This window comes from Mycobacterium sp. P2_H7 (assembly GCF_056403275.1).
On sequence record NZ_JBFUFU010000009.1, the window covers coordinates 455,955 to 470,226 of the forward strand.

Consider the following 14,272-nt stretch of genomic DNA (forward strand, 5'->3'; position numbering starts at 1 on the left):
TACTGTGGCAAGGCCATGAATCTGCGTCCCTCGCATCCCACGGGCGAACTGCTCGGACCGTTGGCCGCGCGTATCGGTGCCGTCGGTGTGCATGCCCCCGACCTCCGTGTCACCGGTGTCACGCTCCGCAGCCAGGACGTCGTCGCCGGTGATCTGTTCGCCGCGCTGCCCGGTTCCCGCATGCACGGCGCCCGGTTCGCCGCCGACGCGATCGACGCCGGTGCGGTGGCCGTCATCACCGACCCGGACGGGGCGGCACAGCTGCCGCCGGACCTGGCCGCCGAGGTGCTCGTCCACCCGCAGCCGCGAGCGGTGCTCGGTGAGCTGGCCGCCGCCGCCTACGGCGATCCGTCCCGCAAGCTGCGCATCATCGGGGTCACCGGGACGTCCGGCAAGACCACCACCACCTACCTGGTGGAGGCCGGGCTGCGCGCCGCCGGCCGGGTCGCGGGTTTGATCGGGACCGTCGGGATCCGGATCGACGGTCACGACCAGCCGAGCTCGCTCACCACGCCGGAGGCTCCCGACCTGCAGGCCCTGTTCGCCGTGATGGTCGAGCAGGGGGTGGACACCGTGGTGATGGAGGTGTCCAGCCACGCGCTGGCGCAGGGCCGCGTCGACGGTCTGGCATTCGAGGCGGGTGGGTTCACCAACCTGTCGCGCGATCATCTGGATTTCCATCCCACGATGGCCGACTACCTGGACGCCAAGGCCAGACTGTTCGAGCCGGCGTCGCCGACGCACGCCGCTCACGCGGTGGTCTGCGTCGACGACGACTGGGGCCGCCAGATCGCCGCGCGCTCCGCCGACCCGGTGCGGGTCAGCACGAACGGCGCCGACGCCGACTGGCGCATCGAAGAGGTGCACACCGTCGGGCGCAGCGCCCAGGAGTTCGTCGCCGTCGATCCGTCCGGCGTGCATCACCGGCTGCGGATCGGGCTGCCCGGCGGCTACAACGTGGCCAACGCGCTGCTGGCGCTCGCCCTGCTCGACGTCGTCGGAGTGTCCCCGGAGCAGAGTGCCCCCGGACTGCGGGAGGCCGCGGTGCCGGGACGACTGGAGGCCATCGACCGCGGGCAGGACTTCCTGGCGCTCGTGGACTACGCGCACAAGCCGGGGGCGCTGGAAGCGGTGCTGAACACCCTGAAAGGGTCCGGCAGGCTGGCCGTGGTGTTCGGGGCCGGTGGCAACCGGGATGCGGGCAAGCGGGAACCGATGGGCCGGGTGGCCGCGGAGCTGGCCGACCTCGTCGTCGTCACCGACGACAATCCGCGTGACGAGGACCCCGCCACTGTGCGGGCCGCCATCCTGGCGGGCGCGGCCGGACTACCCGCGGAGGTCGTCGAGATCGGCGACCGACGGGCGGCCATCGACTACGCGGTTGCCTGGGCCGGCCCGGGGGACACGGTGCTGATCGCGGGCAAGGGCCACGAATCGGGGCAGACCGCCAACGGCAGCACCCGGCCCTTTGATGACCGCGAGGAGTTGGCCGCCGCGCTCGAACTGTTGAGGCGGCACGCATGATCACCCTGACCGTGGCGCAGATCGCCGACATCGTCGGCGGTGAGCTGTCCGGCATCACCCGCGCCGACGCCGAAGCCACCGACGTGACCGGCACCGTGGAGTTCGACTCGCGCAACGTCACCCCCGGCGGACTGTTCCTCGCGCTGCCGGGAGCCAAGACCGACGGCCACGACTTCGCCGCGACCGCGGCCGCCGCGGGTGCCGTCGCGGTACTGGCGGCCCGTCCGGTCGGGGTGCCCGCGATCGTCGTTCCGGCCGCCGAGGATCTCGACAGTGCGTCGGGTGCCCTCGAATACGACACCGACGGCTCGGGCGCGGCGGTGCTCGCCGCCCTGGCGCGGCTCGCGGCCGCGGTGGCGGCCGAGCTGACGGCCGGCGGGCTGCGGATCATCGGGGTCACCGGATCGTCGGGCAAGACGTCGACCAAGGATCTGCTGGCCGCGGTGCTGGCGCCGCTGGGTGAGGTCATCGCCCCGCCCGGTTCGTTCAACAACGAGCTCGGGCATCCGTGGACGGTGCTGCGCGCCACCACCGACACCGACTTCCTCATCCTGGAGATGTCGGCCCGCCATCCCGGCAACATCGCGGCGCTGGCGGCGATCGCGCCCCCGTCGATCGGCGTGGTGCTCAACGTCGGCACCGCACACCTGGGCGAGTTCGGCTCTCGTGAGGTCATCGCTGCGACGAAATCTGAGCTGCCGCAATCAGTTCCGTCGTCCGGCGTGGTCATCTTGAACGCCGACGACCCGGCCGTGGCCGCGATGGCGGACACGACCGCCGCGCGGGTGGTGCGGGTGTCCCGGGCGGCCGGCGGCGATATCTGGGCCGGGCCCGTCGCCCTCGACGAGGTGGCCCGGCCGCGGTTCACCCTGCACGCCGGCAGCCACGAGGTCGAGGTGGCCCTGGCGGTACACGGCGAACACCAGGTGTCCAACGCGCTGTCCGCGGCCGCGGTGGCGATCGAATGCGGGGCGAGCCTGACCCAGGTGGCGGACGCCCTGGCGGACGCCGTCCCCGTGTCGGCGCGACGGATGCAGGTGAGCACCCGGGCCGACGGCGTCACGGTGATCAACGACGCGTATAACGCCAACCCGGACTCGATGGCCGCGGGACTCAAGGCGCTGGCGTGGATGGCCAGATCCGGGAATTCGCGGCGGCGTAGCTGGGCCGTGCTCGGCGAGATGGCCGAGCTCGGTGCGGACGCGATAACCGAACACGATCGCATCGGACGGCTCGTCGTGCGCTTAGATGTCTCTCGTCTGATTGTTGTCGGAGCCGGGAGGGCGATGAGCGCGATGCACCAGGGGGCGGTGATGGAAGGGTCGTGGGGCAGTGAGTCCGTGCTCGTCCCCGACGCCGACGCCGCGCTGGCGTTGCTGCGCGCCGAACTGGCCGACGGTGACGTCGTGCTGGTGAAGGCCTCCAACTCGGCCGGGCTGGGAGCGCTCGCCGATGCTGTGGCTGCCGGTGGGCAGAGGCCCGAAGCATGAAGCAGATCCTGATCGCGGTGGCCATCGCGCTGGCGGTGTCGATCGTGCTGACCCCGGCACTGATCCGGCTGTTCACCCGGCGGGGCTTCGGCCACGAGATCCGCGAGGACGGCCCGGCCAGCCACCAGAAGAAGCGCGGCACGCCGTCGATGGGCGGGGTGGCCATCGTCGCGGGCATCTGGGCGGGCTACCTGGGCACCCATCTGGTCGGCTTGGCGTTCGACGGCGAAGGGCCGTCGGCGTCCGGGCTGCTGGTGCTCGGACTGGCCACCGCACTCGGCGTGGTCGGATTCATCGACGACTCGATCAAGATCCGCCGTTCGCGCAATCTGGGGTTGAACAAGACGGCCAAGACGGTCGGGCAGTTGAGCGCCGCGATCCTGTTCGGCGCTCTGGTGCTGCAGTTCCGCAATGGCGACGGGCTGACGCCGGGTAGTGCCGGGCTGTCCTACGTCCGCGAGATCGCCACGGTGACGCTGCCCCCGCTGCTGTTCGTGGTCTTCGTGGTGGTCGTCGTCAGCGCCTGGTCGAACGCGGTGAACCTGACCGACGGTCTGGACGGGCTGGCCGCTGGCGCCATGGCCATGGTCAGCGCCGCGTACGTGCTGATCACCTTCTGGCAGTACCGCAACGCCTGCGCGACCAGCCCCGGCCTGGGCTGCTACAACGTGCGCGATCCGCTGGATCTGGCGCTGGTGGCCGCGGCGACAGCCGGCGCCTGCATCGGGTTCCTGTGGTGGAATGCGGCGCCGGCGAAGATCTTCATGGGTGACACGGGTTCGCTGGCGCTCGGTGGCATCATCGCCGGTCTGTCCGTGACGAGCCGCACCGAGATGTTGGCGGTGGTGCTGGGTGCGCTGTTCGTGGCCGAGGTGACCTCGGTGGTGGTGCAGATCCTGGCATTCCGCACGACGGGTCGCCGGGTGTTCCGGATGGCGCCGTTCCATCACCATTTCGAATTGGTGGGCTGGGCGGAAACCACCGTGATCATCCGGTTCTGGCTACTGACCGCGATCGCGTGCGGGTTGGGCGTGGCGCTGTTCTACAGCGAATGGCTTACGGCCGTCGGCGCGTAGGCGCCGCGAGACRGCAACGTCGGCGCCTGACCGCTTCCTGATCGTTATCGCGACACGCCCCGGATGTCCCGACGCTCAGTGGTGGGACGGGGGAGGATTCTGGGGTGCAAGGGACTAATGGGGCAGGTGTGACACCTGTGGCTCTTGTGAATCGTCGGGGGATGGCTTGCTGACCGCCGTGCGGTCACGGCTACGGCGTTCCAGCAAAGCCGAAGACAGCGCGACTCCGGAATCGGAAGACACCGCGAAATCCGCGAAGGCAGTGCAGGTCAAGGGCGAGCCCCGAACCCGGTTCGGGGTGTGGCTGGGCCGGCCGATGACGTCCTTCCACCTCATCATCGCGGTCACCAGCCTGCTCATCACGCTCGGTCTGATCATGGTGCTGTCGGCGTCCGGCGTGCACTCCTACGACGAAGGTGGTTCGCCCTGGACCATCTTCGGCAAGCAGGTGCTGTGGACCGCGGTCGGTCTGGTGGCGTTCTACATCGCGCTGCGGACCAGGATCTCGCTCATGCGCCGGCTCGCGCTGCCCGCGTTCGCCTTCACCATCGTCCTTCTGGTGCTGGTCCTCATTCCCGGAATCGGCACCTACTCCAACGGTTCTCGTGGCTGGTTCGTCGTCGCCGGCTTCTCGATGCAGCCGTCGGAACTGGCCAAGATCGCGTTCGCCATCTGGGGTGCGCACCTGCTGGCGGCACGGCGCATGGAGCACGCGTCGCTGCGCGAGATGCTGGTGCCGCTGGTGCCCGCCGCGCTGCTGGCCCTCACCCTCATCGTGATCCAGCCCGACCTCGGCCAGACCGTGTCGATGGCGATCATCCTCCTCGGCCTGCTCTGGTACGCCGGGCTGCCGCTGAGGGTCTTCGTCTCCTCGCTGGGCGCGGCGATGGTGGCCGCCGCCATCCTGGCCGTCTCGCGCGGCTACCGGTCCGACCGGGTGGAATCCTGGCTCAACCCGAACTCCGATGCCATGGGCTCGGGCTATCAGGCCCGGCAGGCGCGCTACGCGCTGGCCAACGGCGGGGTGTTCGGTGACGGGCTGGGCCAGGGCACGGCCAAGTGGAACTATCTGCCCAACGCGCACAACGACTTCATCTTCGCGATCATCGGTGAGGAGCTCGGCTATATCGGTGCCGCGGGTCTGCTGTGCCTGTTCGGGCTGTTCGCCTACACCGGCATGCGGATCGCCCGCCGCTCCGCCGACCCGTTCCTGCGTCTGCTGACGGCCACCGTGACGCTGTGGGTGCTCGGCCAGGCGTTCATCAACGTGGGTTATGTCATCGGGCTGCTGCCCGTCACCGGGCTGCAGCTACCGCTCATCTCGGCGGGCGGTACCTCAACGGCGACAACGCTTTTCGTCCTCGGCGTGATCACGAACGCGGCGCGGCACGAGCCGGAGGCGGTGGCCGCGCTGCGGGCCGGCCGCGATGATCGGGTCAACCGCGTCCTGCGCTTGCCGCTGCCCGAGCCCTACGTGCCGCCGCGCATCGAGGTCGCGCGGGATCGCATGCGGGCCAAGAATGACAAGCCGGGTCGGACGCCCCAGAAGGCGATCGCGAAAGCTTCCGCCAAGGCGCCCGCCAAAGCGGCGGTCAAGGCCAAGAACACCGCGGGACGTAAAACGGACCCTCCGGCTGACCGGTCCCGACGGCGCGCAGGGCATCATGGAAGCGGCCAAAGCTCCGGCCAGTCGGCTCGCGTCGGCCGCGGGGCGACCGGCGAACAGCGTCAGCAGGGCCGTCGGGCCCGCGAACTGGAAGGTCAGCGTTACGGGTGAGCAGTTCGGGGATATCGGTCGTTCTTGCCGGTGGCGGGACGGCAGGACACGTGGAACCCGCGATGGCCGTGGCCGATGCCCTGATCGAACTGGACCCGGACGTCCGGATCACCGCCCTGGGTACCGCCCGCGGTCTGGAGACCCGGCTGGTGCCCGAGCGCGGCTACGACCTGCGGCTCATCACCCCGGTGCCGCTGCCCCGTAAACCATCGGGGGATCTGGCCCGGTTGCCGTTCCGGGTGCGCAACGCCATCAGGGAGACCCGCGCGGTATTCGACGAGACGGCGGCCGACGTCGTCATCGGGTTCGGCGGGTATGTGGCGTTGCCTGCCTATCTGGCCGCCCGGCCGGGGCTGCGCAGGGCCCGGGTGCCGGTGGTGATCCACGAGGCCAATGCGCGTGCCGGCCTGGCGAACCGGGTGGGGGCCCGATCGGCCCGGCGGGTGCTCTCCGCGGTACCCGATCCCGGCCTGCGTGACGTCGAGGTGGTCGGGGTACCGGTGCGGGCCAGCATCACCGCGCTGGATCGCGCCGCGTTGCGAACGCAGGCCCGCGCGGCCTTCGGGTTCGACGACGACGCCGTCGTGTTGCTGGTGTTCGGCGGTTCCCAGGGCGCCCAGTCGATCAACCGGGCCGTTGCCGCCGCAGCCAAAGACCTTGTTGGCAAGGGTGTTTCGGTGCTGCACGCGCACGGCCCGAAGAACACCCTGGACCTGCCCGAACTCACCGGGTCCGGCCGGTACGTCGCGGTCCCGTATCTGGACCGGATGGACCTGGCCTATGCCGCAGCCGATCTGGCCATCTGCCGGTCTGGTGCGATGACGGTGGCCGAGGTCACCGCCGTCGGACTGCCCGCCGTCTACGTCCCGCTGCCCATCGGCAACGGCGAGCAGCGCCTCAACGCACTGCCGGTGGTGTCCGCGGGCGGTGGACTGCTGATCGACGACGCCGAACTGTCCGGCGGTTTCATCGCCGAGCGGGTGGTCCCGCTGCTCACCGACACCGAAAGCCTGGGGCTGATGACGGCCGCGGCCGCCCTGGCCGGGCATCGTGATGCCGCCCGCGCCGTGGCCGAGGTGGCTCTGGACGTCGCCCGCCAGGGCCGCGCACAGCGAAAGTCCGCGCGGTGATCGGGTTACCGCCCGAGCTCGCGCGAGTGCACATGGTCGGAATCGGTGGCGCGGGCATGTCGGGTATCGCCCGCATCCTGCTGGACCGCGGCGGGCAGGTTTCCGGCTCGGATGCCAAGGAATCGCGTGGGGTCGCCGCACTGCGGGCCCGCGGTGCGCAGATCCGGATCGGTCACGACGCGTCGGCGCTGGACATGCTCGAGGGCGGCCCGACCGCGGTGGTCACCACCCACGCGGCCATTCCCAAGACCAACCCCGAACTGGTCGAAGCCCGCCGCCGCGGCATTCCGGTGATCCTGCGCCCGGTGGTGCTGGCCAAACTGATGGCCGGAGACCTGACGCTCATGGTCACGGGTACGGCCGGCAAGACCACCACGACGTCGATGTTGATCGTCGCGCTGCAGCACAGCGGGTTCGACCCGTCCTTCGCGGTCGGCGGCGACCTGGGCGCCGCGGGCACCAACGCGCACCACGGCAGCGGCGCCTACTTCGTGGCGGAGGCCGACGAGAGCGACGGCTCGCTGGTGCAGTATCGGCCCGACATCGCGGTGGTGACCAACGTCGAGGCCGACCATCTGGATTTCTTCGGCAGCGAGCAGGCCTACATCGACGTGTTCGACGCGTTCATGGAGCGCCTCACGCCGGGCGGTGCCCTGGTGGTCTGCGCCGACGACCCCGGCGCCGAGGCGCTCGCCGAACGCACTGAGGCACTGGGCATTCGGGTGTTGCGGTACGGCAGCGCCGGGCGCCCCGATCTGGCCGGTGCGCTACTGGACTGGGAGCAGCACGGCACCAGCGCCATCGCCACGGTGCAGTTGGCGGGGGAGACCCGACCGCGCACCATGCGGCTCGCCGTCCCCGGCCGGCACATGGCGCTCAACGCGCTGGCTGCGCTGTTGGCGGCGATCCAGGCCGGCGCGGCGCCGGACGTCGTGCTCGAGGCCCTGGCCGCGTTCGAAGGGGTTCGGCGCCGCTTCGAGTTGGTGGGCCAATCGGCGGGTATCCGGGTCTTCGACGACTACGCGCATCACCCGACCAAGGTCGCGGCCGCGTTGTCCGCGCTGCGCACGCTGGCCGACGAATCGACGGGCAGGGCCATCGTGGTCTTCCAGCCCCATCTGTATACGCGGACCGAGACTTTCGCACGGGAGTTCGGTGTCGCGCTGAGCGCCGCGGACGAGGTGTTCGTACTCGACGTGTACGCCGCCCGCGAGCAGCCGATCCCTGGGGTGAGCGGGCGCAGCATCGTCGAGCACGTCAGCTCACCGGTGCACTACGTACCGGATTTCTCCGCCGTCGCCGAGCGGGTGGCGGCGGTGGCGCGACCGGGTGACGTGGTCGTCACCATGGGCGCGGGGGACGTCACCCTGTTGGGCCGGGAGATCCTCGTCGCAGTGCAGCGCCGGCCGGTGTGGTGATGACCGAACCCCAAGGCCCCGCCGAATCCGCCGAGCCCGCCGAGGTCCCGGAGCCGGTCGACAGCCCGGAGGCCGGCGAAAATGCCGAAACCGCAGAGGATTTCGAAGGCCCGCGCCGGCGTGCGCGGCGCGAACGGGAAGAACGCCGGGCCGCGCAGGCACGGGCCACGGCGATCGAGGACGCGCGCCGGGAGGCCAAGCGCAAGGTGTCCGGCCGGCCCGAGCCACAACAGGCGGCTACGCCGCGCAGGGTCATCCGGGGCCTGAAACTGCTGATGTGGTCCGCGCTGGTGTCGGTGGTGGCGGTGGCGCTGGGCCTGGTGCTGTACTTCACGCCCGTCATGTCGGTGCGGGAGACCGTCATCACGGGCCTCAGCGTGCTGACCGAGGACGAGATCACCACGGCGGCGGCGGTGGTTCCCGACACGCCGCTGTTGCAGGTCGACACCGACTCGGTCGCCGAGCGGGTGGCCACGCTGCGCCGGGTGGCCAGCGCGCGGGTGCAGCGGGAGTACCCGTCGACCCTGCGGATCACCGTCGTGGAACGGGTACCGCTGGTGGTGAASGACTTTCCCGACGGTCCCCACATGTATGACAGGGACGGCGTCGACTTCGTCACCGGCCCGCCGCCGCCGGGGCTGCCCTACCTGGATGCCGACACTCCCGGCCCGAAGGACCCCGCGACCAAGGCGGCGCTGCAGGTGCTCACCTCGCTGCCGCCGGAGGTGGCCGGTCAGGTCAGCCGGATCGCCGCACCGTCGGTCGCGGCGATCACGCTGACCCTCATCGACGGCCGGGTCGTGGTGTGGGGCACCAATGACCGCACCGACGAGAAGGCGGCCAAACTCGCGGCGCTGCTGACGCAACCGGGCCGCACCTATGACGTGTCCAGCCCGGATCTACCGACTGTGAAATAGATCCGGACGCGTACGAGAAAAACCCGTGCGACACCCCGGCGCGCCTGACGCGCGATATGGCGTCGCCGCCCTACCGTTCTGTTTGCGCGGAACTACTTGACATAACTCTAAACCTATGGTTGAGGGTTTCGCCTCAAGGACACGATCATTCTGGGAGGAAGGCACCCCATGACCCCCCCGCACAACTACCTCGCGGTCATCAAGGTGGTCGGCATCGGCGGCGGCGGCGTGAATGCCGTCAACCGGATGATCGAACACGGACTCAAGGGCGTCGAGTTCATCGCCATCAACACCGACGCACAGGCGTTGTTGATGAGCGATGCCGACGTCAAGCTCGACGTCGGCCGCGACTCCACCCGAGGGTTGGGCGCGGGCGCGGACCCGGAGGTGGGCCGCAAGGCCGCCGAAGACGCCAAGGATGACATCGAGGAGCTGCTGCGCGGCGCCGACATGGTGTTCGTCACCGCCGGCGAGGGCGGTGGCACGGGCACCGGTGGTGCGCCGGTCGTCGCGTCCATCGCGCGCAAGCTCGGTGCACTGACCGTCGGTGTGGTCACCCGGCCGTTCTCCTTCGAGGGCAAGCGCCGGTCCAATCAGGCCGAGAACGGCATCCAGGCGCTGCGCGAGAGCTGCGACACCCTGATCGTCATCCCCAACGACCGGCTGCTGCAGATGGGCGACGCCGCCGTCTCGCTGATGGACGCCTTCCGCAGCGCCGACGAGGTGCTGCTCAACGGCGTGCAGGGCATCACCGACCTGATCACCACCCCCGGTCTGATCAACGTCGACTTCGCCGACGTGAAGGGCGTGATGAGCGGCGCGGGCACCGCGTTGATGGGCATCGGCTCGGCACGCGGCGACGGACGTGCGCTCAAGGCCGCCGAGATCGCGATCAACTCGCCGCTTCTGGAAGCCTCGATGGAAGGCGCGCAGGGCGTGCTGCTGTCGGTGGCCGGTGGCAGTGACCTCGGCCTGTTCGAGATCAACGAGGCCGCCTCGCTGGTGCAGGAAGCCGCCCACGCGGACGCCAACATCATCTTCGGCACGGTCATCGACGATTCGCTCGGCGACGAGGTGCGGGTCACCGTCATCGCGGCGGGCTTCGACAGCGTGACGCCGAGCCGTAAGCCGGTGACGGGGCAGGGCGCTCAGACCGTCGCACCCGCGGCGGCGGGCAATGTGCGCTCGACGGTGTTCGAGCCGGCCGACGCGGTCAGCGTTCCGGCGGGTCACACCAACGGGGCCACGGTGCGCATCGGCGGACCCGGTGACGGCGGCATCTCCGACGATGACGTCGACGTGCCGCCCTTCATGCGCCACTAGACGCCGTGCCCGTCCGGGTTCGACGCGTGACGACCACCCGCAGGGGCGGCGTCTCGCGGCCGCCCTACGACAGTTTCAACCTCGGCGACCACGTCGGCGACGACCCGGTGGCGGTGTCGGCCAACCGAAAACGCTTGGCCGACACCATCGGTGCCGACGGCGTGGTGTGGATGAACCAGGTGCACTCCGACCATGTCGTGGTGGTCGAGGCCGATCCGGGTGCCACCGTCGATGACACCGATGCCCTGGTGACCGTCGCCCCGCGGCTGGCGCTGGCAGTGGTGTCCGCAGACTGTGTGCCGGTTCTGCTGGCCGACGCGCGGGCTGGGGTGATCGGCGCCGCCCACGCCGGCCGCGTGGGGGCGCAACTGGGCATCGTGGCGCGCACCGTGGAGACCATGGTCGGTGTCGGGGCCCACATCGCCGATATCTCGGTGCTGCTGGGCCCGGCGGTCAGCGGACGCCGGTACGAGGTGCCCGCGACCATGGCCGACGAGGTCGAGGCCACCCTGCCCGGCAGCCGCACCACCACCGCCAAGGGCACCCCGGGCCTGGACATCCGGGCCGGAATCGCCCGGCAATTGACGACATTGGGGATCACCACCATCGATATCGACCCGCGCTGCACCGTCGAGGACCGCGCGTTGTTCAGTCACCGCCGTGGCGCACCGACCGGACGCCTGGCGTCGTTGGTGTGGATGGAATGACGGACCACACGCACCGCGACGCGGAGTTGGCAGGATCACTGGCCGCGGTCCGGGCACGGCTGGCTGCCGCCGCCGACGCGGCCGGTCGCGACGTCCGGGATATCGACCTGCTGCCGATCACCAAGTTCTTCCCGGCCTCCGATGTGATCCTGCTGCGGCGCTTGGGCTGCACCGAATTCGGTGAATCCCGCGAGCAGGAGGCCTCCGAGAAGGCGGCCACTGTCGCGGCCGCCTTCCCCGACGAGCCTGCCGGAGCCATCCGTTGGCACATGGTCGGCAGCATCCAGCGCAATAAGGCACGCGCGGTGGCACGCTGGGCGTATGCCGCCCACTCGGTGGACAGTGCACGGTTGATCTCCGCACTCGGTGGGGCGGCGGAGGAGGAGATCGCCGCGGGCGGGCGCACCGAGCCGTTGCGGATCTATCTGCAGATCAGTCTGGACGGTGATCCGACGCGCGGCGGAGTGCCCGTCGACCAGCCGGCGCAGATCCTCGATCTGTGCTCCGCCGCCCATGCCATCGACGCGCTGGAATTCGTTGGCCTGATGGGGATTCCCCCGTTGGGCTGGGACGCCGACGAGGCGTTCGGCCTGCTGGGCGCCGAACGGGACCGGGTGCAGGGGGCGTTCGGCCACCGGCTGGGGCTCTCGGCAGGGATGTCCGGCGATATCGAAGTAGCTGTGCGACACGGATCCACGTGTGTGCGTGTCGGTACCGCGTTGATGGGGCAACGGCCGCTAACGTCACCCTGAGTAGTCACTCCAGTCACATCTTCATCACAGACCACACGGATATCAGCAGCAGAAGGGGCAGGCGATGAGCACACTGCACAAGGTGAAGGCCTACTTCGGTATGGCGCCGCTGGACGAGTACGAGGACGACTACTACGACGACGAGCGTCCGTCGCGTACCTACGCCCGCCGGGGCGCCGAGGAGCGTTTCGAAGAGGACGGTTACGGCCGCGAGCCGCGTGCCTTCGACGAGCGCAGTCCTCGTGAGTACGACCGCGAGATGGAAATGGCGCCGGGCGGATACCGCGGGGGATATGAGTCACCGCGATTCGAAGGCCGGTTGCGTGCGCCGCGCGAGTTCGATCGCCCCGCCCCCCGCTTCGCCACCGCACCGACCCGTGGCGCACTGGCCATGGAGCCGCGCCGGATGGCCGAACTGTTCGAGGCGGGCAGCCCGCTGGCCAAGATCACCACGCTGCGCCCGAAGGACTACAGCGAGGCCCGCACCATCGGTGAGCGGTTCCGCGACGGCACCCCGGTCATCATGGACCTGGTGTCGATGGACAACGCCGACGCCAAGCGCCTGGTCGACTTCGCCGCCGGTCTGGCCTTCGCGTTGCGCGGGTCCTTCGACAAGGTGGCCACCAAGGTGTTCCTGCTCTCGCCGGCCGACGTGGATGTCAGTGCCGAGGAGCGGCGCCGCATCGCCGAAGCGGGTTTCTACTCCTACCAGTAGCTGGTCAGCCCCCTGCCGGTGGTTCTGGCAGGGGGTACACCGGTGACGTTGGGTAGGCTGAATCCCGAGGGACTGGCTGGTCCCACCGGTTCGCAATCTGGTTTTCCGCCGTAGTGAGGTCGGCTTCAAGTTGGCGCTGTTCTTCGAAATCCTGGGTTTCGCACTGTTCGTGTTCTGGCTCCTGTTGATCGCGCGAGTGGTCGTGGAGTTCATCCGGTCGTTCAGCCGGGACTGGCACCCCACGGGGGTGACCGTCGTGATCCTCGAGCTGATCCTGTCCGTCACCGACCCGCCGGTGAAGCTGCTCCGACGACTGATTCCGCAGCTGACGATCGGCGCTGTCCGCTTCGACCTGTCGATCATGGTGCTGCTGCTGGTGGCGTTCATCGGCATGCAGCTGGCCTTCGGGGCAGCCGCCGGATCGGCCGCCTGAGCCCTTTCGGCGGCTCCGAATGTCGCCTCCGACCAGCGCAGAAGATTGAAATTCGCTCTTAATTATGAGCCTCCTCTGCAACCGCCGGGTCTGCTGTGACAGGATGGACGCCAGTTACTCGTACTCACGCTTTACACTTTGAAACCGGTTGACGGTCCAGACTTCAAGGGGGCAGGCGATGCCGCTCACACCAGCCGACGTTCACAACGTCGCTTTCAGTAAGCCGCCCATCGGTAAACGCGGCTACAACGAGGACGAGGTAGATGCCTTCCTCGACTTGGTGGAAAACGAACTCACCAGGCTCATCGAGGAGAACGCCGATCTTCGGCAGCGGGTATCCGAGCTCGATCAGGAGCTGGCCGGCGCACGCTCCGGTGGTGCGCAGCCAACCCAGACGATCCCGGCCTACCAGCCCGAGCCCGAGCCGGAGCCCGTGGTCCAGCCGGTGTACGAGGCACCGCAGCCCGTGGTCCAGGCGCCTGTCGCCCCCGCGGCCCCGGTTTCCGAAGATCACCACGTCAGGGCCGCCAAGGTGCTCAGCCTGGCCCAGGACACGGCCGACCGGCTCACCGGATCCGCGAAGGCGGAGTCCGAGAAGCTGCTCTCCGATGCGCGGGCCCAGGCCGACGCTCTGGTCAGCGAGGCCCGGCACACCGCGGAGACCACGGTCACCGATGCCCGGCAGCGTGCCGACGCCCTGCTGACCGACGCCCAGACGCGGTCGGAGACGCAGCTGCGGCAGGCACAGGAGAAGGCCGACGCCCTGCAGGCCGACGCCGAGCGCAAGCACTCCGAGATCATGGGGACCATCAACCAGCAGCGCACGGTGCTCGAAGGCCGTCTCGAGCAGCTGCGCACCTTCGAGCGCGAGTACCGCACCCGCTTGAAGACCTACCTCGAATCGCAGCTCGAAGAGCTGGGGCAGCGCGGGTCGGCCGCACCGGTGGATTCCGGCGCGACCAACGATTCGGGCGGCTTCAACCAGTTCAATCGGGGAAACAACTGACCGG

General features: G+C 69.6%; 13 protein-coding genes. All 13 read left to right on the top strand.

Annotation, left to right across the window (positions count from 1 at the left end; all coding sequences use genetic code 11):
- The first annotated feature begins 15 nt into the window (after nucleotides 1-15).
- Complete coding sequence (locus AC1DY7_RS14385; protein ID WP_477494346.1) at nucleotides 16-1,524, top strand: UDP-N-acetylmuramoyl-L-alanyl-D-glutamate--2,6-diaminopimelate ligase; 1,509 nt, start codon at nucleotides 16-18, stop codon at nucleotides 1,522-1,524.
- Nucleotides 1,521-3,014, top strand: coding sequence for a UDP-N-acetylmuramoyl-tripeptide--D-alanyl-D-alanine ligase (locus AC1DY7_RS14390; RefSeq protein WP_477494347.1), 1,494 nt, complete (start codon nucleotides 1,521-1,523; stop codon nucleotides 3,012-3,014). The genes AC1DY7_RS14385 and AC1DY7_RS14390 overlap by 4 nt, the downstream gene beginning before the upstream one ends.
- Nucleotides 3,011-4,090: a phospho-N-acetylmuramoyl-pentapeptide-transferase gene (gene mraY, locus AC1DY7_RS14395; RefSeq protein WP_477494348.1), complete on the top strand. Its 1,080-nt coding sequence runs from the start codon at nucleotides 3,011-3,013 to the stop codon at nucleotides 4,088-4,090. Before AC1DY7_RS14390 ends, mraY begins: the two co-directional genes overlap by 4 nt.
- 169 nt (nucleotides 4,091-4,259) lie before the next feature.
- Nucleotides 4,260-5,867 (top strand): putative lipid II flippase FtsW, encoded by a 1,608-nt coding sequence (ftsW, locus tag AC1DY7_RS14400; RefSeq protein WP_477494526.1) that lies wholly within the window; start codon nucleotides 4,260-4,262, stop codon nucleotides 5,865-5,867.
- Nucleotides 5,868-5,929: 62 nt separating this feature from the next.
- The gene (murG, locus tag AC1DY7_RS14405; protein ID WP_477494527.1) at nucleotides 5,930-6,997 is read left to right on the top strand and encodes an undecaprenyldiphospho-muramoylpentapeptide beta-N-acetylglucosaminyltransferase; all 1,068 of its coding nucleotides are present in this window, start codon (nucleotides 5,930-5,932) and stop codon (nucleotides 6,995-6,997) included.
- 32 nt (nucleotides 6,998-7,029) lie between these two features.
- Nucleotides 7,030-8,415, top strand: a complete 1,386-nt coding sequence (gene murC / locus AC1DY7_RS14410) for a UDP-N-acetylmuramate--L-alanine ligase (RefSeq protein ID WP_477494528.1) — start codon at nucleotides 7,030-7,032, stop codon at nucleotides 8,413-8,415.
- Nucleotides 8,415-9,332, top strand: coding sequence for a cell division protein FtsQ/DivIB (locus AC1DY7_RS14415; protein WP_477494349.1), 918 nt, complete (start codon nucleotides 8,415-8,417; stop codon nucleotides 9,330-9,332). The genes murC and AC1DY7_RS14415 overlap by 1 nt, the downstream gene beginning before the upstream one ends.
- A 168-nt stretch (nucleotides 9,333-9,500) precedes the next feature.
- On the top strand, nucleotides 9,501-10,655 hold the full coding sequence (ftsZ, locus tag AC1DY7_RS14420; protein WP_477494350.1) for a cell division protein FtsZ: 1,155 nt from the start codon (nucleotides 9,501-9,503) through the stop codon (nucleotides 10,653-10,655).
- Between the two features lie 5 nt (nucleotides 10,656-10,660).
- Nucleotides 10,661-11,362: a peptidoglycan editing factor PgeF gene (pgeF, locus tag AC1DY7_RS14425; protein ID WP_477494351.1), complete on the top strand. Its 702-nt coding sequence runs from the start codon at nucleotides 10,661-10,663 to the stop codon at nucleotides 11,360-11,362.
- Entirely contained in the window at nucleotides 11,359-12,114 is a 756-nt protein-coding gene (locus AC1DY7_RS14430) for a YggS family pyridoxal phosphate-dependent enzyme (RefSeq protein WP_477494352.1), read from the top strand. The genes pgeF and AC1DY7_RS14430 overlap by 4 nt, the downstream gene beginning before the upstream one ends.
- A 64-nt stretch (nucleotides 12,115-12,178) precedes the next feature.
- Nucleotides 12,179-12,829 carry a cell division protein SepF gene (locus tag AC1DY7_RS14435; protein ID WP_477494353.1) on the top strand — a complete coding sequence of 217 codons (651 nt, stop codon included), beginning with the start codon at nucleotides 12,179-12,181 and terminating at the stop codon, nucleotides 12,827-12,829.
- A gap of 130 nt (nucleotides 12,830-12,959) precedes the next feature.
- On the top strand, nucleotides 12,960-13,262 hold the full coding sequence (locus AC1DY7_RS14440; protein ID WP_477494354.1) for a YggT family protein: 303 nt from the start codon (nucleotides 12,960-12,962) through the stop codon (nucleotides 13,260-13,262).
- Between the two features lie 178 nt (nucleotides 13,263-13,440).
- On the top strand, nucleotides 13,441-14,268 hold the full coding sequence (wag31, locus tag AC1DY7_RS14445; RefSeq protein ID WP_477494355.1) for a DivIVA-like cell division protein Wag31: 828 nt from the start codon (nucleotides 13,441-13,443) through the stop codon (nucleotides 14,266-14,268).
- Nucleotides 14,269-14,272: the final 4 nt, after the last annotated feature.